At 68.5% G+C, this 19,983-nt stretch carries 13 protein-coding genes and 3 pseudogenes; 6 read left to right on the top strand and 10 right to left on the bottom strand.

Going from position 1 to position 19,983, the window contains the following annotated elements; genetic code table 11:
* Positions 1 to 151: 151 nt before the first annotated feature.
* The 6 genes from ACFYWY_RS26010 to ACFYWY_RS25985 form a co-directional block, all read right to left on the bottom strand.
* Positions 152 to 973: a BTAD domain-containing putative transcriptional regulator gene (locus ACFYWY_RS26010; protein WP_389190423.1), complete on the bottom strand. Its 822-nt coding sequence runs from the start codon at positions 971 to 973 to the stop codon at positions 152 to 154.
* Between the two features lie 923 nt (positions 974 to 1,896).
* Positions 1,897 to 2,565 (bottom strand): ScbR family autoregulator-binding transcription factor, encoded by a 669-nt coding sequence (locus tag ACFYWY_RS26005; RefSeq protein ID WP_389190422.1) that lies wholly within the window; start codon positions 2,563 to 2,565, stop codon positions 1,897 to 1,899.
* A gap of 436 nt (positions 2,566 to 3,001) precedes the next feature.
* Positions 3,002 to 5,269, bottom strand: a complete 2,268-nt coding sequence (locus ACFYWY_RS26000) for a (Fe-S)-binding protein (RefSeq protein WP_389190421.1) — start codon at positions 5,267 to 5,269, stop codon at positions 3,002 to 3,004.
* Between the two features lie 141 nt (positions 5,270 to 5,410).
* Complete coding sequence (locus ACFYWY_RS25995) at positions 5,411 to 6,292, bottom strand: BTAD domain-containing putative transcriptional regulator (protein WP_389190420.1); 882 nt, start codon at positions 6,290 to 6,292, stop codon at positions 5,411 to 5,413.
* A gap of 320 nt (positions 6,293 to 6,612) precedes the next feature.
* Entirely contained in the window at positions 6,613 to 8,205 is a 1,593-nt protein-coding gene (locus ACFYWY_RS25990; protein ID WP_389190419.1) for an acyl-CoA carboxylase subunit beta, read from the bottom strand.
* Positions 8,206 to 8,326: 121 nt separating this feature from the next.
* Complete coding sequence (locus tag ACFYWY_RS25985; protein WP_389190418.1) at positions 8,327 to 8,515, bottom strand: acyl-CoA carboxylase epsilon subunit; 189 nt, start codon at positions 8,513 to 8,515, stop codon at positions 8,327 to 8,329.
* Between the two features lie 428 nt (positions 8,516 to 8,943).
* Between ACFYWY_RS25985 and ACFYWY_RS25980 the strand changes: the two genes are divergently transcribed.
* Complete coding sequence (locus tag ACFYWY_RS25980) at positions 8,944 to 9,834, top strand: ScbA/BarX family gamma-butyrolactone biosynthesis protein (protein ID WP_389190417.1); 891 nt, start codon at positions 8,944 to 8,946, stop codon at positions 9,832 to 9,834.
* Positions 9,835 to 10,158: 324 nt separating this feature from the next.
* Here the strand turns inward: ACFYWY_RS25980 and ACFYWY_RS25975 are convergent, their stop codons facing one another.
* Positions 10,159 to 11,097 carry an NAD(P)H-binding protein gene (locus ACFYWY_RS25975; protein WP_389190416.1) on the bottom strand — a complete coding sequence of 313 codons (939 nt, stop codon included), beginning with the start codon at positions 11,095 to 11,097 and terminating at the stop codon, positions 10,159 to 10,161.
* A 211-nt stretch (positions 11,098 to 11,308) separates the two neighbouring features.
* Here ACFYWY_RS25975 and ACFYWY_RS25970 point away from each other — a divergent pair, with 211 nt between their 5' ends.
* Positions 11,309 to 11,977, top strand: a complete 669-nt coding sequence (locus ACFYWY_RS25970; RefSeq protein ID WP_389190415.1) for a ScbR family autoregulator-binding transcription factor — start codon at positions 11,309 to 11,311, stop codon at positions 11,975 to 11,977.
* 100 nt (positions 11,978 to 12,077) lie between these two features.
* Here the strand turns inward: ACFYWY_RS25970 and ACFYWY_RS25965 are convergent, their stop codons facing one another.
* Complete coding sequence (locus ACFYWY_RS25965) at positions 12,078 to 13,670, bottom strand: FAD-dependent monooxygenase (protein WP_389190459.1); 1,593 nt, start codon at positions 13,668 to 13,670, stop codon at positions 12,078 to 12,080.
* Between the two features lie 402 nt (positions 13,671 to 14,072).
* On the opposite strand from ACFYWY_RS25965, the pseudogene ACFYWY_RS25960 reads away from it, so the two are divergent.
* The 3 genes and pseudogenes from ACFYWY_RS25960 to ACFYWY_RS25950 all read left to right on the top strand — a co-directional run.
* Positions 14,073 to 14,648, top strand: a pseudogene (locus ACFYWY_RS25960) (transposase); the annotation flags it as partial.
* An 82-nt stretch (positions 14,649 to 14,730) separates the two neighbouring features.
* Positions 14,731 to 16,296, top strand: coding sequence for an ISL3 family transposase (locus ACFYWY_RS25955; RefSeq protein ID WP_389190414.1), 1,566 nt, complete (start codon positions 14,731 to 14,733; stop codon positions 16,294 to 16,296).
* Positions 16,297 to 16,334: 38 nt separating this feature from the next.
* Positions 16,335 to 16,838: pseudogene (locus tag ACFYWY_RS25950) on the top strand (transposase); the annotation flags it as partial.
* Positions 16,839 to 16,857: 19 nt separating this feature from the next.
* On the opposite strand, the gene ACFYWY_RS25945 reads toward ACFYWY_RS25950, so the two are convergent.
* Positions 16,858 to 18,078, bottom strand: a complete 1,221-nt coding sequence (locus tag ACFYWY_RS25945; protein WP_389190458.1) for an IS110 family transposase — start codon at positions 18,076 to 18,078, stop codon at positions 16,858 to 16,860.
* Positions 18,079 to 18,354: 276 nt separating this feature from the next.
* Here ACFYWY_RS25945 and ACFYWY_RS25940 point away from each other — a divergent pair.
* Positions 18,355 to 18,573: pseudogene (locus ACFYWY_RS25940) on the top strand (transposase); the annotation flags it as partial.
* A gap of 196 nt (positions 18,574 to 18,769) precedes the next feature.
* Here ACFYWY_RS25940 and ACFYWY_RS25935 read toward each other — a convergent pair.
* Positions 18,770 to 19,983: beta-propeller fold lactonase family protein (locus ACFYWY_RS25935; RefSeq protein WP_389190413.1), on the bottom strand; the 1,214-nt coding region annotated here is incomplete at its 5' end.

The following is a 19,983-nucleotide window of genomic DNA, read 5'->3' as shown; positions in this document are numbered from 1 at the left end:
TTCGAGAATCGCTGCACAGCCTCGAATTGCGCTCGAGACCGGGCCGAGGCCGCGGCCCGGGACGCGAACCGCCGCTGGAGTGAGCCCTCTCTCGCATCCCTCTGCACGACAGCTCCGCGCCGGAAACCAGCGTCCTGTTCTGCAACGGGCTTCAGGCGGCGTACCGGTTGAAGGTGGAGCCGCGGCGCGGGCCGGCCAGCACGTCGAGTTCCGGATCGACCGCGAGCATGGCCTGGTGCAGGCGCTGCAGCTGCGGTGAGGGCTCCACGCCGAGCTCCTCTATCAGTCCCTCTCGCAGCTTGCGGTACACGTCCAGGGCAGAAGCCTGCCGTCCGGACCGGTACAGGGCCACCATCGCCTGCGCGTGCAGGCCCTCGTTCTGGGGGTGGCGGGCGATCAGGTCGGTGAGTTCGGCTATCAGTTCCGCGTCCCGGCCCAGCCGCAGATCCGCGTCGATCCGCCGCTCTATGGTCACCAGCCGGGACTCCTCCAGCCGCGTGACTTCGATCTCCAGGACCGGACCGAGTCGTACGTCCACCAGCGCGAGCCCCTGCCACAGGGCGAGGGCCTGTCTGAAGCAGCGGGCAGCCCGTTCGTCCTGCCCCTCCTCGAAGGCCTCCTGGCCTTCGGCGACCAGGCGCTCATAGGTGTGCACGTCCACGGACTCCGGCGGGATCTGGAGCAGATAGCCGCCGTGCCGAGTGGCCAGAACGTCCTTCGCCGCACCCGGCGCGTCGGGCCCCATCGCGGTGCCCAGGCAGCGGCGCAGCTGCATGATGTACGTCTGCAGCGTGGTCATCGCGCTCTGCGGTAACTCCGTCCCCCAGATCTCCTCCATCAGCGTCGACACAGGCACGACGCGGCTCGGATACAACGCGAGCAGGGCGAGAACCTGTCGGGGCTTCCTGGCAGTCGGGACGATCGAGTCCCCGTTCACGGCGGCACACAGCGGACCCAAAACCTGAATCTCCATGGTTCCCTCCGTTCGTCGTCCGGCACTCCCGATGGCGGAAAGTCGTCGGCGAGCTTGCACGCTAGCCGTACCCACACCGGAGGCATCGGTTCCTTCAGTGGCATTTGAGCAATCCTCAAAGAGCAGACAGCGGCGTGCTTTGAGAAACACACAAGGAAACCCCGAGAACCCGGGCCGAAAAGAAAACGCCGACGACGTGAAAAACTTTTCCCCGGCACACCCGCTCGCCGCATGCGGGGACGCTGCCCACTTGCCCGCATGCGGCCTGTCGTTCATGTCCCGGCTTCTTCTTCACGAGCCTTCTGCTCAGATGCTCCGCACCGGGCGCCCGCGGCCCCCGGCCCCGGCCTCCCGGGCCGAACGCGGCCTCGGGGAGCCGGCCATCAGGACCAGGCGTGGGATCCGCCGCAGGCCGGCCGGCGGCTCGCCCCCCACGCCCCGTACGAGAGCGGCCCGGATGACGCCGATACCTCTTGCATGCCTCGCCGCGCAGCCCGGAGCGGTGAGGGCCCGCATGTCCGGCCGCGCAGGGACCCGTGCGTCGGGCAGCGGCCGACGAGGACGGTGAGTTGGGCGCGGGCAGCCCGCGATGCCGGCCGCGCCGCAGGCCCGCCTCGAGTGCGCCGGCCAAGGGCACACAGCCGGATTCCCGAAGGCGCCCGGCCTGGGTCCGAAGCTGCCCAACCGGCCTTCACCTCGGCGAAGGCCTGCCCGCTCCACAGCTCGAAGAACAGCAAAGCAAACCGCACGACCCGTATTTATTGTGCCCTTGGGTCAGGGCTGCCACGGGTGCCGCACGGCCGCAACCCTCCTCCGCTGCAGCGAAGTTCAAGGGAATCGAGGGTTGTCCTGTAGGACATCTGGAGAGCCCCAGCGGGACACGATGGCGCCGGGGAACGCGCGGTGAACAGACCGGGCGCCTGCTACCGCTCGGGGGCCGTCAGCTGTGGCTGCGCCCGTGCGGGCAGGTCGGCCGGCGGCCGCGAGCCGGAGCACACCAAGGTGTTCAGGGCCCGCCGGCCGGTGAGCCGCGGCAGCAGCAACTCCCAGAACCGCGTGACGTTCTGCCTGGACAGCCAGGAAGCATCCTTGGCGCCGAGCACTTCCAGGCCCGTGGTCGCGGCGACGATGACACGGGCGGCGTCGGCCCAGGACACCCCGTCCGCGAGCGCACCGCTGCGCTCGGCCAGGCGCAGGCTGTCCTCGACCCAGCGCTGCCACTCCTTGCGCAGCGGGGATTTCGCCGGGCGCGCGATGTCACCGGCGAGTTTGAAGCCGCCGCGGACCACGACGTCCCGGGCCAGGGTGCCCATCAGCTCGTGCGTGGCGTCCACCACCGCCTGCAGGGAGTCGCCCTGCCGGGCCCGCGCCCCCTCGGTGAGCCGGCGAACACTCTCGGCGGCCTCTGCCTCGACCGCCTGGGCGAGCATGCTCTTGTTCGCGAAGTGGAAGTACAGCGCCCCGTTGCTGACGCCGGCCCGTTGACTGATGGCGCCCAACGACGCATGGACGAAGCCCACTTCGGCGAACACCTCGGCCGCGGCCTGGATCAGCGCACGCCGCGTGCGTGCCGCTCGCTCCTGCTGGACCATGTGTTTGCCTCCTGGGCAACGGGACGCCGAAAGCCGGAAAAGACGACAGACACCTCATGCCCCTTGTGACGTACACCTGATGCAGGAGCCACCCACCATATTAACAAACCGCTTGGGCGGTTTTGTATGGGGCGGGACGAAAACCATGTCGGATCATTGCCGTTCGTCCTGTCTTCGCGGGTCTCTGCCACGTGCGGCGCCTGGTGGACCCGGTGACCCGGTCCGCTCCTGCCGGCGCCGCCGCGCGCACGATCGCTCCTCGCGCCCCGCTTCCTGGCCCGCCAGGTGCCCGGCGGCTCTGTGCCTGCGACGCGCCCGCCAGGAGCCGCGGCCGACGGCTGGACCACATGTCCGGGCCACGTGGACCGACCCGGCACGGCCGGCGCCCCCCGGCCCGTGCAGGGGCAGGGGGCGCCGGACCTGCCGGTGCGGCCGGTTACTTCACCGGCTCCGGCTGCGGCGTGCCCGCCGGCTCCTCGTCGTCCGCCGGGCCGGCCGGTGTCCTGACGGAGTCGAGGAGCAGCTGGGCGACGTCGACGACCTGGAGCGATTCCTTGGCCGTGCCGTCGTTCTTCTTGCCGTTCACGGAGTCCGTGAGCATCACCAGGCAGAACGGGCAGGCCGTCGAGACGATGTCCGGGTTGAGGGACAGGGCCTCGTCCACCCGCTCGGTGTTGATGCGCTTGCCGATCCGCTCCTCCATCCACATCCGCGCGCCGCCGGCGCCGCAGCAGAAGCCGCGTTCCTTGTGGCGGTGCATCTCCTGCTGGCGCAGGCCCGGGACGGCGGACATGATCTCGCGCGGCGGCGTGTAGATCTTGTTGTGCCGGCCCAGGTAGCAGGGGTCGTGGTAGGTGATCAGACCGTCGACCGGGGTCACCGGGATGAGCCTGCCCTCGTCGATCAGGTGCTGCAGCAGCTGGGTGTGGTGGATGACCTCGAACTCGCCGCCCAGCTGCGGGTATTCGTTGGCGATGGTGTTGAAGCAGTGCGGGCAGGTCGCGACGATCTTCTTCGCCGACCTGGGCTTCTTCGTCGAGGGGTCTTCGTCGTCTTGTCCGTACGCCAGGTTCAGCATGGCCACGTTCTCCTGGCCGAGCTGCTGGAACAGCGGCTCGTTGCCGAGACGGCGGGCCGAGTCACCGGTGCATTTCTCGTCGCCGCCCATGATCGCGAACTTCACGCCCGCGATGTGCAGCAGCTCCGCGAAGGCCTTGGTGGTCTTCTTCGCCCGGTCCTCCAGCGCGCCCGCGCAGCCGACCCAGTACAGGTAGTCGACCTCGGACAGGTCCTCGACGTCCTTGCCGACGACCGGGATCTCGAAGTCGACCTCCTTGGTCCACTCCAGGCGCTGCTTCTTGGCCAGGCCCCAGGGGTTGCCCTTCTTCTCCAGGTTCTTGAGCATCGTGCCCGCCTCGGACGGGAACGCGGACTCGATCATCACCTGGTAGCGGCGCATGTCGACGATGTGGTCGATGTGCTCGATGTCGACCGGGCACTGCTCCACGCACGCGCCGCAGGTGGTGCAGGACCACAGCACGTCCGGGTCGATGACGCCGTTCTCCTCGAGCGTCCCGATCAGCGGGCGCTCGGCCTCCGCGAGAGCCGCTGCCGGCACACCGGCCAGCTGCTCCCCGGACGCCTTCTCGTTGCCCTCCATGTCCTTGCCGCCGCCGGCCAGCAGGTAGGGGGCCTTGGCGTGCGCGTGGTCGCGCAGCGACATGATCAGCAGCTTGGGGGAGAGGGGCTTTCCGGTGTTCCAGGCCGGGCACTGCGACTGGCAGCGGCCGCACTCGGTGCACGTGGAGAAGTCGAGGATGCCCTTCCAGGAGAACTGCTCGACCTGGGAGACGCCGAAGACGTCGTCCTCGCCCGGGTCCTCGAAGTCGATCTCCTTGCCGCCGCTCGTCATCGGCTGGAGCGCGCCCAGCGCCGTCGAGCCGTCAGCGTTCCGCTTGAACCAGATGTTCGGGAAGCCGAGGAAGCGGTGCCAGGCGATACCCATGTTGGTGTTGAGCGAGACCGTGATCATCCAGATGAAGGAGGTCGAGATCTTCAGGCCGGCGACGACGTAGACGAGGTTTTCCAGGGTGGACGGGCTCATCCCTTCGAACCAGGCGACCAGCGGGTAGGAGATGAAGAACGAGGCCTCGTAGTGCTCCACGTGGTGCATGGCGCCCTCCAGGGCGTGCAGTACCACGATGCAGATGCCCACGATGACGATGACGGTCTCGACGAAGTACGCCTGGCCCGTCTTCGAGCCCGTGAAGCGCGACTTGCGGCCCGGGGCCGAGGGCCGGTTCAACTGGCGGACGACGACCAGGGTCAGGATGCTGAGCGCCGTCATGGTGCCGAAGAACTCGACGAAGACGTTGTAGGGCGTGAAGTGGCCCAGGACCGGCAGCACCCAGGCGGCGTCGAAGAGCTGGCCGGTGGCATTGACGAGGGTCAGCAGCAGCGTGTAGAAGCCCACTGCCACAAACCAGTGCGCCACCCCGATGACACCCCAGCGGTTCATCCGGGTGTGGACGACGAACTCCCTGGCCAGCGTCACGCTGCGCTGGTAGGGGTTGTTGGCCCGGGAGCCCTTGGGGACGGGCTGGCCGAGCTTTACGAAGTGATAGATCTGCAAGGCGGCTCGGTAGAACAGCGCGAAGCCGACCACGATCAGGGCCAGCGACACGATGATCGCGACGAGTTGCATGAGGGGGCTCCTCGAACCGGCGAAAGTCAGTTACTAAGCGGTAACTTAACTATTTCGTCTGAGGTTACCCACTTCTCGCGCCGCACTGCAGCCAAAGTCGCGGTGATCTGCGCCGCTGTGGCACGGCCCGCCTCTCGCCGTTCAGTTCACGTGCAACGGGCGTGCGCCGGCCACGCGGGCGGAGGGGAGAGGAACCGTCGCGGGCATCTGCTGCTCCGCAGCCAGCGGAGTCTCCGGCGCGGCGATCAGGATCGACTGCTGGAGCCGGCGCAGCCGTGCCGGGGGCTCCAGGCCCAGGTCCCGTACGAGGGTGCTGCGCAGCCGGTGGTAGACGTCGAGGGCCTCGCCGCGCCGCCCCGAGCGGTGCAGCGCCAGCATGAACTGGGCGTGCAGGTTCTCGTGGGTGGGGTATCGGCTGGTCAGCACGGTCAGTTCCGGGAGCAGTTCGCGGTGGCGGCCGAGCCGGAGGTCGGCCTCGATGCGCTGATCGAGGGCGCACAGCCGGCTCTCCTCCAGCCGCCTGGCCTCCATCTCCAGCTGCGCACCGGTCTGCACGTCCGCGAAGGCCGAGCCGGTCCACAGGGCGAGCGCCTCGCACAGCAGGCGCGAGGCGCCCGGGAAGTCTCCTGCGTCCATCGCGCGGTAGCCCATGCCCGCGAGCCGTTCGAACTCCCGGACGTCGCTGGCCCCGCCGCCGGAGACGAGCATGTACCCGCCGGGTGAGGTGACCAGGACGTCCTTGGCGCGGCGTCGCGGGGGCGGACAAGGCCCGGCGGCGGGCGTCTCCTTCTTGAGTGCAAGCGTGATGAGGTCGCGCAGTTGCAGGACGTAGGTCTGCAGCGTGGTGCGCGCGCTGCGCGGTGGCCGGCCCGCCCACAGCTCGTCGATGAGAGCGGAGACCGGCACCACCTGGTCGGCGTGCAGCGCCAGAAGGGCGAGCACCTGCCGGGGTTTCGGCGCGGTAGGAGCGATGGACGCCCCGTTTTCCCTGACGTCCAATATGCCCAGTACGTCGATCCGCACGCCGTATCCCCCTAGGTGACTGTGCCATCTCCCGGCACCTCACGAGTACAAAACAGGCCGGACGGTTTGTCAACGGCAAAGCGTCCGTGCTGCTTTGATGCCCCGTCAGCCCGGCAGCGGGCAGCCTTCCGGCGCACGCCTGTGAGGTGGGGTTTCACGCGGCCTGACGCTGCGGGGCCGCAGGGACGCCGGCGGGCGTGCCTCGATTCCCGGCGGGAATCCGCCCTCCAGAACCGGCCCTGTCGCGGGCACAGCACAAGCTCTCGGGCAAAAACAGCCGAACCGCCGTGTCCTTGAGGCGCATTGCCGGGGCCGTGCGGTTACTGCGGGGGGTTGCCGTGCTTGCGGGAGGGCAGGTCGGCGTGCTTGCTGTGCAGCATCGCCAGGGACCGGATGAGCACCTCGCGGGTCCGGGCCGGGTCGATGACGTCGTCGACCAGGCCGCGCTCGGCCGCGTAATAGGGGTGCATGAGCTCGGACTTGTACTCCTTGACCATGCGGGCCCGCATGGCCTCGGGGTCCTTCGCCTCGGCGATCTGGCGGCGGAAGATGACGTTGGCCGCGCCCTCGGCGCCCATCACGGCGATCTCGTTGGCGGGCCAGGCGTAGGTGAGGTCGGCGCCGATGGACTGGCTGTCCATGACGATGTAGGCGCCTCCGTACGCCTTGCGCAGGATCAGCGAGATCCGGGGCACGGTGGCGTTGCAGTAGGCGTACAGCAGTTTCGCGCCGTGCCGGATGATGCCGCCGTGTTCCTGGTCGACGCCGGGCAGGAAGCCGGGGACGTCCAGGAGGGTCACGAGCGGGATGTTGAAGGCGTCGCACATCTGCACGAACCGGGCGGCCTTCTCGCTGGCCTCGATGTCCAGAACGCCGGCCAGCGACTGGGGCTGGTTGGCGACGAGGCCGACGACCCGGCCGTCCAGGCGGGCCAGCGCGCAGATGATGTTGCGGGCCCAGCGCTCGTGGATCTCCAGGAACTCGCCGTCGTCGACGATCTCCCCGATGACCCCGCCCATGTCGTAGGGGCGGCTGCCGTCCGCCGGAACCTGGTTCAGCAGCACGTCGCTGCGCCGGTCGACGGGGTCGGCGCTGCGCACCCGGGGCGCCGCCTCCCGGTTGTTCTGCGGGAGCATCGACAGCAGGTAGCGGACCTCGGCAAGGCAGGTCTCCTCGTCGTCGTAGGCGAAGTGGCACACACCCGACGTCTGGGCGTGCACGTCGGCGCCGCCCAGGGCGTTCTGGCTGATCTCCTCGCCCGTCACCGCCCTGACCACGTCGGGGCCGGTGATGAACATCTGCGAGGTCTCCCGCACCATGAACACGAAGTCCGTCAGAGCCGGACTGTAGGCCGCACCCCCCGCGCACGGGCCCAGCATCACACTGATCTGCGGGATGACCCCCGACGCCCGGGTGTTGCGCCTGAAGATCCCGCCGTACCCGGCGAGCGCACCCACCCCCTCCTGGATACGCGCCCCGGCGCCGTCGTTGAGCGAGACCAGCGGCGCACCGGCCGCGATGGCCATGTCCATGATCTTGTGGATCTTCGCCGCATGCGCCTCGCCCAGCGCACCGCCGAAGATCCGGAAGTCATGGGCGTAGAGAAAGACCGTCCGCCCCTCCACCGTGCCCCAGCCGGTGATCACACCGTCCGTGTACGGCTTCTTCGCCTCCAGCCCGAAACCCGTCGCCCGGTGCCGGCGCAACTGCTCGACCTCCTGGAACGAACCCGCATCCAGCAGCAGCCCGATACGCTCCCGGGCCGTCAGCTTGCCCCTGGCGTGCTGCGCCGCCGTCGCCTTCTCACTGGGCCCGGCCAGCACCTGCGCCCGTATCGCGTGCAACTCCGCCACGCGGCCGCGCAGGTCGCACGGCCCCCTCCCGGCCGGCGCGGGGGTAGTCGGCATCGCCATCTCTGGATCCCTTTCTGAGACAAGACTCAAGAAGATCCCGCCCCGGTTCCTGGAGAACATGGTCAAACCGCCTATACGGTTTCGTTTCCTGTGGTGGAAAGCGCCCCGGGCAGCGGCCGGCTCACCGCCAACTGCCGGGCGGAGCGTAGCCCCTGGGCCGCTTCCACCAACTCCACCCGAGCAGCAAAGGCTCCTCGGGCTCCGCCCCCTCGCGTGCGCGCAGAGCGAGCAGCACCGCCGCGAGAGCGGCCAGCTCCTCCTGGCTGGCCTGGCCGCGTTCCACGCGCAGCACCGTTTCTGTGCTTTCCATCCGGTCCATCCCCCTCCTCACAGCCCCGGGCCATGGTCGATCGGGACACTCGAGAAGGGCTGAGGGATCGCTGGAGGCCCCACCGGGCTTCGCCTGGGCCCCGCCGCGGGAGGCAGGACGGCCATGCCGCGGGGCGGGGGTCACGGCGTCATCCGAGGTCCAGGGGCAGCGGCCGGCGGCGGCCGCCCGACGGGGCCGCACCGGACCCGGCGCTGGAATCAACCGTTCCAGAAGTCGTGCGGGCGGAATGCCTTATACCGCTGGATAGTAAACCGGCTGGTTAGTATCTTTACCCCGAGAAGCGCTCCACAGCAAGCCGCTCAGGGGGAACAGGCATGTCTGCGAGCACGTTCCGTGTCGGACGCGCGATACCCACGACGAGCGATACCAGGACCCCGCAGCGAACCGTCGCACGCCACTATCCGTCGTTGACCACCACGGTTCCCAAGGAGTTCGTCCACCGCGCCAGCATCGCCGAGGTGATGCTCACCGACTGGGAGCGCGTGGACGAGCACCGCTTCACCGTCGCCGCCCAGTGGCCCCGCGGGCACAGCTTCTTCGCCAACGTGGACGGCTGTCACGATCCGCTGATCGCCGCCGAAACGATCAGGCAGACCGGAATCCTTCTGGCGCACGCCGAGTTCGGCGTCCCCCTCGACCATCACCTGGCGGTGGCAGACCTGGGCGTGAGGGTACGGCCCCAGCACCTGCGCGTCGCCTCGACACCCGCCTCGCTCGAACTCGACGTCACCTGCTCGAAGGTGAAACGCCGCCGCAACACCCTGACCGGCTGCCACATCGACGTACAGATCCGCCGGGAGGGCCGCCTCGCCGCGACCGGCGGCGGCTCGTTCACCTGCATCGGCCCCAAGGTCTACCGACGGCTGCGCGCCGCCAAACTCCTTGCGGGCGAAGGACCCCGGGCCATGCCCATGACCGCCCCCGAACCCCCCCAGAGCGTCGGACGCATCTCCCCCATGGACGTCGTACTCTCCCCGACCGGGCAGCCCCACCGCTGGCAGCTGCGGGTGAACACCCACCACCCCGTGCTCTTCGACCACCCCGTCGACCACGTGCCCGGCATGGTGCTCCTCGAAGCCGCCCGCCAGGCCACAGCCCTGACACTGGGACACGCATCCCTGCCCCTCGACATCACCAGCGAATTCAAGCGCTACGTCGAGATGGACACCCCCTGCACCATCGAGGCACGCCGGACACCGGCACCGTGCACAGAGCACAGCACCGTCCTCGTGACCGCCCAGCAGGAGGGGCTACCGGCGTTTAGGGCCACCGTGACCATGGCCTCGCCCACCGGATGACCCCGGCCGGCCGGCGCGCAGCACGCCGGCACCCAGCCCCCACCCGGAAGATGACACCGCGCCCCGCGCCCGGCACCAGCCCCCCTCCCCGCAAGGTGACGCTGCGCCCCGTGCCGGACACCACCCCCCTCCCCGCAAGGTGACGCTGCGCCCCGTGCCGGACACCAGCCCCCTCCCCGGGACATGACGCCGTCCCCGCGCCGGACACCAGCCCCCTCCCCGCAAGGTGACGCTGCGCCCCGTGCCGGACACCAGCCCCCTCCCCGGGACATGACGCCGTCCCCGCGCCGGACACCAGCCCCCTCCCCGGGAGGTGACGCCGTGTCATGTCCCTTCACTGCGGTCCGTCCTTCGCGGCCGTGCGGAGCGGGCATGCTGCACGCAGGAGCCGGGGACCTGCGTCCCGGGCTCCTCCACGGCCGGGGCGAAGGCCTCGAGATGCTCCCCGGCCCACCCCCGAAAGGACCGGGCCGGCCGGCCCGTCACCGCGGCGACAGTGTCCTCCACCCGGGCCTTGGCACCCGCCCGCTGCCGTTCCGCGCTCTGAAGCAGCGCCTCCACGACCGGCGCCGGATAACGCCTGAGCAGCCCGGCACGCGCCTGACTGCGGCTCAACTCCTCAAAACGCAGCCGGACCCCGAGCAGCCGGCCGAGCTGCTGCGTCTGCCCGACCGCGGTCAGCGCCTGCGGCCCGGTCAGGGTGTAGGCACGCCCGGCATGCCCCTGCTCGGTCAGGGCCCGCACGGCGACCTCAGCGATGTCCCCGGGATCCACACAGGCACTGGCCGACGTCCCGTACAGCGCCCGGACCGTACGCTCGCAGCGCACGGAAGCCGCCCAGGCCAGGGAGTTGGACATGAACGCACGCGGACGCAGCAGGGTCCACTCCATGCCGCAGGCGCGCAGCAGCTCCTCGCCCGCACGCTGCCACCGGGTGATCAGGTCATCGGCCTGCCAATCCAGCACAGCGGCCGCGGAGAGTTTCACCACCCGCTGCACCCCGGCCAGGTGCGCGGCCCGAACGAACCGGGCATCGTCGTCACCCCCGACGCGGGTGGTGACCAGGAACGCCGTCCGCACCCCCGCCACAGCCCGGGCCAGCGACCGCGGATCCCCATAGTCCCCCGCAACCCTCTCAACCGCCGGCGACACCCCCGTGACCTTCGCCGGATCCCTGGCCATGACACGAACACGCACGTGGGCAGGCAGCCGGCGCACCACCTCCCGCCCCACCGTCCCGGTGGCACCCGTCACCAGAACCACCCCAGCCCCCCTCCCCGCCCGGCCGGCCGGCCGCCCCGCCCGCGCCCCCTCGTCATCCACTGCTCGCTCCCCCGTCCCGCCGCGTTCGTTTTTTACACATCGTTAAATCTGGTATGTCCATGGGAAGGCACCCGAAAGGCTAAGATACGAACTGCGCGGTTTTTACTGGGTTTCCGGGCTCATCGGACTCATCGGACAAAGGAGGCCGACAGTGGCGCAGCAGGACCGGGCGATCCGCACCCGGCGCACGATCCTCACCGCGGCGGCCAGGGTCTTCGAGCAACGCGGCTACCAGGCCGCGACGATCAGCGAGATCCTCACCACCGCCGGCGTGACCAAAGGCGCCCTCTACTTCCACTTCCCCTCCAAGGAAGACCTGGCCGAGGGGGTGATCCGTGCACAGGACCACCAGCTGCCCATTCCCGACCGTGCCTGCAAGGTCCAGCAACTGGTGGACACCGTGGTCCTGCACGCCTACCGCCTGCAGACCGACCCCCTGGTCCGCGCCGGCGTTAGGCTCTCGCTCGACCAGCAGGCCCAGGGCCTGGACCGCAGCGGCCCCTTCCTGCGCTGGAGCGAGGTCGGCACCGAACTGCTCCACAAAGCACAGGCCCAGGGCGAGCTGATGCCCCACGTCGTGCCGGCCGACACCGCCGACGTCCTGGTCGGAGCCTTCGCCGGCGTCCAGGCCATGTCCCAGGCCGTGTCCAACTACCAGGACCTGCCCCGCAGGGTCACCGCCCTGCTGCGGCACGTACTGCCCAGCGCCGTGGTGCCCTCGGTGCTCGCCGCAGTGGACATCACCGAAAGCAGAGGAGCCTTCGTCAACAGCACACTGCACCACACCCACACCGTGCCGCAGCCCGCGTCCCTCAGCTGACCGCACCCGACAGAGCACCCCTCGTCCCTCAGCTGACCGCACCCGACAGAGCACCCCTCGTCCCTCAGCTGACCGCACCCGACAGAGCACCCCGCGTCCCTCAGCTGACCGCACCCGACAGAGCACCCCGCGCCACCACCCCCCCGCCCTCACCGAAAAACGCCCGAAGAGCCGGCACCAGCCCCCCTCCCCCCGCCGCCCAGCCGACATACCCGTCAGGCCGCACCAGCACCGCCTCACACGGCACAGCCGGCACCGGCTCGCAACGCACCACCCGCAACAGCCCCGCCCACGGCTGCGCCTGCGCCTCATAGCCGCCCGCCCGCCCGCCGAACAACAGCAACAACGGCCGCCCCCCGCCCAGCAGACCGATCACATCGACGGGGCCCTGACCGGTGGCCAGCACCACGTTCTGCAGGAAACGCCCCTCCCACGGCGAGGAATCCGCCCCCCGCGCAGGCAGCACCGTGTCCTGCGCACTGACCATGGACGCCAGCACACCACCCTCCGGCCCCCCGGCCAGCAGCTCACCGAACACCGCACGCAGCGGATCGAGTTCACCCCCCGGCCGCATCAGAGCCAGCTGGGCCCGCGTATGGTCGATAACCCGCTGCGCGGCCAGCCGCCGCTCCAGCCCATACGTATCCAAAAGCCCCTGGCCCGCCGCCCCGCACACCGTGAACGCCAGCTTCCAGCCCAGATCCACCGCATCCAGCAGACCGGTACTCAACCCCTGCCCGCCCACCGGGAAATGCACATGCGCCGCATCCCCCGCCAGCACAACCCGCCCCCTGCGATAAGACCGCACCAGCCGGCCGAAATCACTGAACCTGCTCAGCCACCTCGGCGCGCCCATCCCGACATCCCGCCCCGCGATCCAGGAAACCTCCCGGCGCAACTCCTCAAGAGTGAGCGGCAGATGACGCGCACCATGCGCACCCGCACAGTTCAACGTCCGCAAACGGACCCGGCCCCCCGGAACATCCTTGGCAACAATCCAGCCCCGATCCGTACGATGCCAACCCCGCCGCAACGCCCCCGCATCCTCCAGCCGCACATCACCCGCCATCGCCGAAACCGTCGCCGGATACACCCGAGAACCAAAACCCCCCAGCTCACGCACCGTACTGCGCGCACCATCCGCACCCACCACAAACCCCGCCACACAACTCACCTCACCACCCGGCCCCCGAGCCGTGACACGAACCCCCCCGGGCCCCTGAAACACCCCACACACCCGATGACCCCGCAAAACCACCACACCCGCAGCCCGCGCCCGCTCCTCAAACACACCCTCCAACTCCCCCTGCGGACACTTCACCACCGGCTGCGGCTCCAACGCCGGCGCCGAAATGACCAGCCCCCCCATCCCCGCAAAATGAAAAACACTCTGCGAAACAGAACCCCCCCGCCCCCCCACACCGGCAAACCCACCCAGATAACCACGCCGCACCAAACACTGCACCGCCCGCGCATGCAACGTCGTCGCCCTCGGCCGCCCAGAAACACCCCTGCGCGCCTCCACCACCACCGTACGCACCCCAAACCCCGCCAACTCACACGCCACCAACAACCCCACCGGCCCCCCACCCACCACCACAACCTCCGCCTCCACCACACCCACCAACCCCAACCCCCCAACACCCCACCAACACCCGCCAACACACCACCAACAGCACCACCAGCACACCATCCGCGGCACCGCCAGCACACCACCAGCAGCACCGCCAGCACCCCGTCAGCGCACCGTCAGCGCACCCGGCCAGACAGCAACCCGGGAAGCGGAAAAGACAGAACCCGGCAACACCGTCCACCACCCCACAACACCCCCACCCCCACCCCCCAACTCACCCGAATCCCCGCAGAGTTGACCCCATCGGCCCCACTGTACGAATCCCCAAACAATCTACCCGACCGACCACCCCCCGCAACGCCCCCACAACACCCCCGCAACACCCCACCAACCACACAACCCCCGCGCACACACCACCCACCACGACAAACACCAGAACACCCCAAAATGACCGCGGCGGGGACTGTAAAACGAACGGTGTAACTCCTGATCACGGAAGATGCGCCGATGACCAGTAACAACATGCCTGAACCTGAGACCGTCGAGGTGGCTGAGCCGCAGTCGGTGAAGGCCGTGGATGACCAGCTGATCGAGGAGTTGGTGGTCCGGGCCCAGGCCGAGGGGCTCCAGCTGACCGGCGAGGGAGGGCTCTTGCAGCAGCTGACGAAACGGCTGCTGGAGTCCGCTCTGGAGGGCGAGGTCCCCGATCACCTCGGCTATGACCGGCACGATCCGGCCGGGAAGAACGGCGGCAACTCCCGCAACGGCACCCGTTCCAAGACGGTGTTGACCGAGGTCGGCCCGGTGGAGACAGCCGTGCCCCGCGACCGCGACGGCTCCTTCGAGCCGAAGATCGTGCGAAAGAGGCAGAAGCGCCTGACCAGCGTCGACGAGATGGTTATCTCGCTCGCCGCGAAGGGACTGACGACCGGTGAGGTGCAGGCCCATCTGGCCCAGGCCTATGGCACCGACGTCTCCCGCCAGACCATTTCGACCATCACCGACAAGGTTCTCGATGCCATGGCAGAGTGGCAGAACCGGCCCCTCGACCCGGTTTACCCCGTCGTCTTCATCGATGCCATCCACGTGAAAATCAGGGTTCTGTCGACGATCTTGTGATCCGGACGGTTGAGCGGCGTGTTCCAACCGTTCGCAATCATGCATCGCGTGCTCTCGTGATGTGCTTTTGGAGCTGTTTCCGTACCTGTCCGCGTTGCTCATCGAGGAGGTCGAGCGACGGCCGGACAAGGTGGTGTTGAGGACGCGGGTGCGGGCGAAGTGCGGGTCCTGCCGGTGCGGTCAGAGCTCTGCTCGGGTGCACGGCCGGTACGTACGCAAGCTGCGTGACGTCGCCGTGGGCGGGCTCGGCGTGGTGATCGAGTTACGCATACGCCGGTTCCGCTGCGAGAACACTGCTTGCACGGCGGTGACGTTCGCCGAGCAGATCGTGGGACTGACGACCCCGCACAGTCGGCAGACCCCGCTATTGCGCGGGGTGCTGACGCGGATCGGACTGGCCCTGGCCGGCCGGGCAGGAGCACGCCTGGCCTCCGCGGTCGGCATCACCGTGGGCAAGGACACGCTGCTGCGGCTGGTCAGAGCCCTGCCCGAACCGGAGGTCGGCGAGGTGGAGGTCCTCGGCGTCGACGACTTCGCTTTCCGCAAGGGCCGTCACTACGGCACGGTGCTGATCGACATGGCCACCCACCGTCCACTGCATCTCTACGACGGGCGCGAGGGCGAAGAACTCGCCGCATGGCTCCGCGACCACCCCGAGGTGAAGGTGATCTGCCGGGACCGGTCCAGTGGTTACGCGGAGGGCGCACGCATCGGGGCGCCGCAGGCCGAGCAGGTCGCTGATCGCTACCATCTGTGGGCCAATCTCGGCCAGGCGGTCGAGAAGACGGTGAACGGTCATCGCCCCCGTCTGGCCGAACCGCCTTCGGAACCCGCAGACACTCCCGACGAACCGCAGGTAGTCCAGCCGCCGACAGAGCTGAAGATCGTGACTCGGCTCCGTGAACAGCATGCTGCCGCCCACGAGCTGTGGCAGCAGGGGATGTCGAAGGCGGCGATCGGCCGGAAACTCGGACTGCACCAGGCCACCGTCCGTAAGCTGGTTAACGCCCCCTCCGCGGACGACGTCGTCGCCAAAAGCCTGCAGCGGGCGCACGTCGTCGACCCGCATGTCAGCTACCTGCACCGGCGCTGGAACGAAGGCGTCAGAAACGCCACCCAGCTCTACCGCGAGATTCAGGAACAGGGGTACCCCGGAGGCGAGTTGGCCGTCCAACGTCATCTGCGGCAGTACCGCACCGGGCGCGGACACGCACCCGATCCGGGACCGAAGCCTCCGTCGGTCCGCGAGGTCACCTCATGGATCATGACTCATCCCGAACACCTGCGGGACGAGGACGCCGGCAAGCTGCACCGACTGTGTGAACGCGATCCCGAGCTGGACCGGCTCACCGGGCACGTCAGGAAGTTCGCCGTCATGATGACCGCACGCCACGGCGACCGCCTCGAGGACTGGATCACCGAGGTCGAACGAGACTCCCTCGCCCCACTCGCGGGCTTCGCCCGCAACCTCCGCCGCGACTTCGACGCCGTCCGCAACGGACTGTCCCTTCCCCACAGTTCCGGCGCCGTCGAAGGCAACATCAACCGGCTGAAGATGCTGAAACGGCAGATGTTCGGCCGGGCCAGCCTCGATCTCCTTCGCAAACGCGTCCTGCTCGCGCGATGAGTCCAGCCCGTCCGGATCACAAGATCGTCGACAGAACCAAAATCAGGGATGGCGCAGTGGCGAACCGCCCGGTCTACGTCGCCCTCGCAGTCACCACCGAGGGCCGACGCGAGAACCTCGGGCTGTGGGCCGGCGACGGCGGTGAAGGAGCCAAGCACTGGCTGCACATCCTCACCGAGAACAAGAACCGCGGCGTGAGCGATGTCCTCATGCTCGTCTGCGACGGGCTGAAGGGACTTCCCGACGCGGTCGGTACTGTCTGGCCGGCCACGATCGTCCAGACCTGCGTCGTGCATCTGCTGCGGAACTCCTTCCGCTATGCCGCCCGTCAGGACTGGGACAAGATCGCGAAGGTCCTCAAACCCGTCTACCCGGCGCCGACCGAAGAAGCCGCGCTGGACCGGTTCACCGAGTTCGCCGCCGCGTGGGGCAAGAAGTACCCGGCGATCGTCAGGCTGTGGGAGAACGCGTGGGAGGAGTTCACCCCGTTCCTGCGGTTCGACAGCGAGATCCGCCGGATCGTCTGCACCACGGATGAAATCGGCAAGCCTTCGCACCCAATCAACCTGCAGATTCAGCACGTTGACGGTGATCCCGGGGTCCGGCTGGTGCCGGGCCGTGGGGTTCCCAGTGGGCGGCCAGTACCGCATAGGCACGCTCCTGCTGTTCTACGATCTCCCGTTCGTGCCGGCGGAGTTCCTTGTTGTTGTAGTCGTATCCCTTGCCGCGCTTGGCGATCGTCCTCGGGGCGCCGGCCCGCAGCTCCAGCTTGCGTTCCTTGAAAGCGACCAGACTGGGCCTGGCGAAGGCATAGTCCTGCTGGTTGGCGATCAGGTGCCAGCACAGAGCGGTCATTTTCCGGGCGGTCGCCACGATCGCGATCTGCAGCCCGCGCCGTGACTTGATCCGCTGGTAGAAGGCCCGCAGCGGACCCGGGGTGCGGGAGGCCACCCAGGCTGCCTCGACCATGCCGCGAGCCTGGGCCCGTCCTGCCTTGGTGATCCGGCCGTGCGAAGCCACCTGGCCACCCGACTGACGCACCTGCGGGTTCAGCCCGAAATAGCAGACCAGTTTGTCCGCTGAGGCGAAGCGGGAGAAGTCGCCGACCGCGGCGAGGATGGACACCGCGATGACGGAGTCGATGCCCGGCACGGTCATCAACCGACGCACCACCGGGTCGCCCAGTGCCGCCCGCGCGAGATCCAGGTCGACCTCGGCGAGCTCGTCGCCGTGGAAATCCAGCTGCCGCAACAGAGCACCGACCAGCCGGTGTTCGTCCTCGGGAAGGTCCTGGCGGGCCAGCCAGCGGCGGCCGCGGTCACCGAAGAGATCGGAGACCGGCGGGCGGGGCATCAGGTTGCGGGCCAGGATCGCGTGCACCTGATTCTTCAGACGGGTGCGCTGACGCACCAGATGCGTACGCCGGGCGATGATCCGCCGCAGGGCACGGGTGCGGTCATCCGGCAGCCACACCGGTGGCAGGAAGTCCGCGGCCAGCAACTGGGCCAGGATCCGGGCGTCGACCTTGTCCGTCTTGACCTTCGCCTCGGCGATCGCCCGGGTCTTCATCGGGTTGGACACCACCACCCGCGCGACCCTGGGCTTGATCAGCGCGACGATCGCCTCGGTGTTCCCGGTCGCCTCCAGCGCGACCTCGTCATCGGGCCGAAGGGTTTCCGCCCAGGCCCGCAGTCCCTCCGGCCGGCACGCGATCTGCCCGGCGTCACTGAGCTGGCCGTCTTCGACCACCGCGAGCTGAGCGAAGTCGCGGTGCACATCCATGCCGATCTTCCTGCCCATCGCAGCCTCCTAGCCGCATCGGCAATGGCGGGGGCCAGCTGGGCGGAGCGACACCTACGGATTCGCGCTCGCGGCGCATCCGGGCAGGTCGCAGGGGCGGCCAATTACTAACTCGGGCTCGCAGCCCATCGTGCAAGAACGGCCTGTCCATACTGGTGACCCCGGACGCCCCTGTCCCGGACGGTCGCACCGTACGACGAGGACCAGGTCCTGTCACCGGGAGCAGACAACGGGCGCCCACCCACTTTCATACCGGGTACCAACGCGATCGAGTCGGTCAACGCGCGGATCCGCCGGGCAGTCAATTCCCGCGGCCACTTCCCCAACGAGCAGGCCGCACTGAAGTGCGTCTACATGGCAATCATGTCGCTGGACCCGACGGGCAAGGGACAAGCCCGCTGGACCAGCCGCTGGAAGACCGGCCTGCACGCCTTCGACATCACCTTCGACGGCCGCCTCTCCGCGGCCCGCCAGTAACCTCAACAACCCGAGTTACACCGCTCATTGGACAGACCCGCCCTGACCCCTGGTTGGGATCAGGGCGATGGTCGTGCGTAGGGGGCGACGTGTTGTGGTGGGGAGTCGCTCGTGCGGTGTGCCTGTGGAATGGCTCAGCCGCCGGTGCGTGGGAGGCGGCGTGAAGTCGCCGGGGTTCGGTCGGGCAGGCTCACGCTCATGGCATGGTCGGCAGCAGTGCCTGGATGTGGACGTCGTTCTGGTCGAGCAGTGCTGACCAGGGGTCGTGCTTGTCGTCGTCGTGCCTCTTGCAGACCGTGGCGGTGGAGGGCTTGTAGGTGTCGTCGCCGGCGAAGGCAGCGGTGTAGCAGGTGTCCTTGCCCTGCTTGCCCGGGACCTTGCAGGTGGCCTTGCCTTGGTCGTTGGTCGTTTCGGTGCACAGCTGGACGGCGTTGGCGAAGGTGATGGTCTTGGCTTCCAGGGGCTCGTCCTCGGCGGTCAGCGTGGCTTTCAGCGTGAGGCCGTTCCCGCCCAAGGGGTGGTACTTGTCCTTCTCCTTCTTCTTCACCTTCAGCGTCAGCTTGGTCGGGATCCGCTCTTCGATGGTGCCGATCGCCACACCAATGGGCTGGTCGCCGACGGTGATCGTGGTGATAACGGCGTTGGTGGCCGTATCGATCACCGACACAGTGCCATCGCCGAGGTTCGCGACGTAGACACGGGAGCCGTCCGGCGTCACCGCCAAAAGCTGGGGGTTAGCACCCACGGTGACCGTGTCAATGACAGTGTTGGTGGCCGTATCGATCACCGACACGGTGTTATCGACTGAATTCGCGACGTAAACACGGGAGCCGTCCGGCGTCACCGCCACGCCAACGGGGGCGTTGCCAACGGTGACCGTGTCAATGACAGTGTTCGTGGCCGTATCGATCACCGACACCGTGTCATCGCCCAAGTTGGCCACGTAGACACGGGAGCCGTCCGGCGTCACCGCCACGCCAACGGGGGAGTCGCCGACGGTGACCGTGTCAATGACAGTGTTGGTGGCAGTTTCGATCACCGACACGGTGCCATCGACTGCATTGGTGACGTAGACACGGGAGCCGTCCGGCGTCACGGCCAAAAGCTGGGGGTTGGCACCCACGGTGACCGTGTCAATGACGGTGTTGGTGGCAGTTTCGATCACCGACACGGTGCCATCGCCGACGTTGGCGACGTAGACACGGGAGCCGTCCGGCGTCACCGCCACACCATTGGGGCTGTTGCCGACGGTGACCGTGTCAATGACAGTGTTCGTGGCCGTATCGATCACCGACACGGTGCCACCGCCCTGGTTGGCGACGTAGACACGGGAGCCGTCCGGCGTCACCGCCACACCATTGGGGCTGTTGCCGACGGTGACCGTGTCAATGACAGTGTTCGTGGCCGTAT

The organism is Streptomyces sp. NPDC002870, from assembly GCF_042888505.1.
GTDB lineage: Bacteria > Actinomycetota > Actinomycetes > Streptomycetales > Streptomycetaceae > Streptomyces.
Note: the sequence above shows the minus strand (reverse complement) of the source record. Positions and strands in the feature narration are given on the sequence as shown.

Coding starts and splice junctions, on each gene's coding strand:
- ACFYWY_RS25990 (WP_389190419.1), bottom strand. CDS start 8,205: ATGGCGATGCCGACTACCCCCGCGCCGGCCGGGAGGGGGCCGTGCGAC.
- ACFYWY_RS26005 (WP_389190422.1), bottom strand. CDS start 2,565: ATGGTCCAGCAGGAGCGAGCGGCACGCACGCGGCGTGCGCTGATCCAG.
- ACFYWY_RS25965 (WP_389190459.1), bottom strand. CDS start 13,670: ATGGTGTGCTGGTGGTGCTGTTGGTGGTGTGTTGGCGGGTGTTGGTGG.
- ACFYWY_RS25945 (WP_389190458.1), bottom strand. CDS start 18,078: ATGGATGTGCACCGCGACTTCGCTCAGCTCGCGGTGGTCGAAGACGGC.
- ACFYWY_RS26000 (WP_389190421.1), bottom strand. CDS start 5,269: ATGCAACTCGTCGCGATCATCGTGTCGCTGGCCCTGATCGTGGTCGGC.
- ACFYWY_RS26010 (WP_389190423.1), bottom strand. CDS start 973: ATGGAGATTCAGGTTTTGGGTCCGCTGTGTGCCGCCGTGAACGGGGAC.
- ACFYWY_RS25985 (WP_389190418.1), bottom strand. CDS start 8,515: ATGGAAAGCACAGAAACGGTGCTGCGCGTGGAACGCGGCCAGGCCAGC.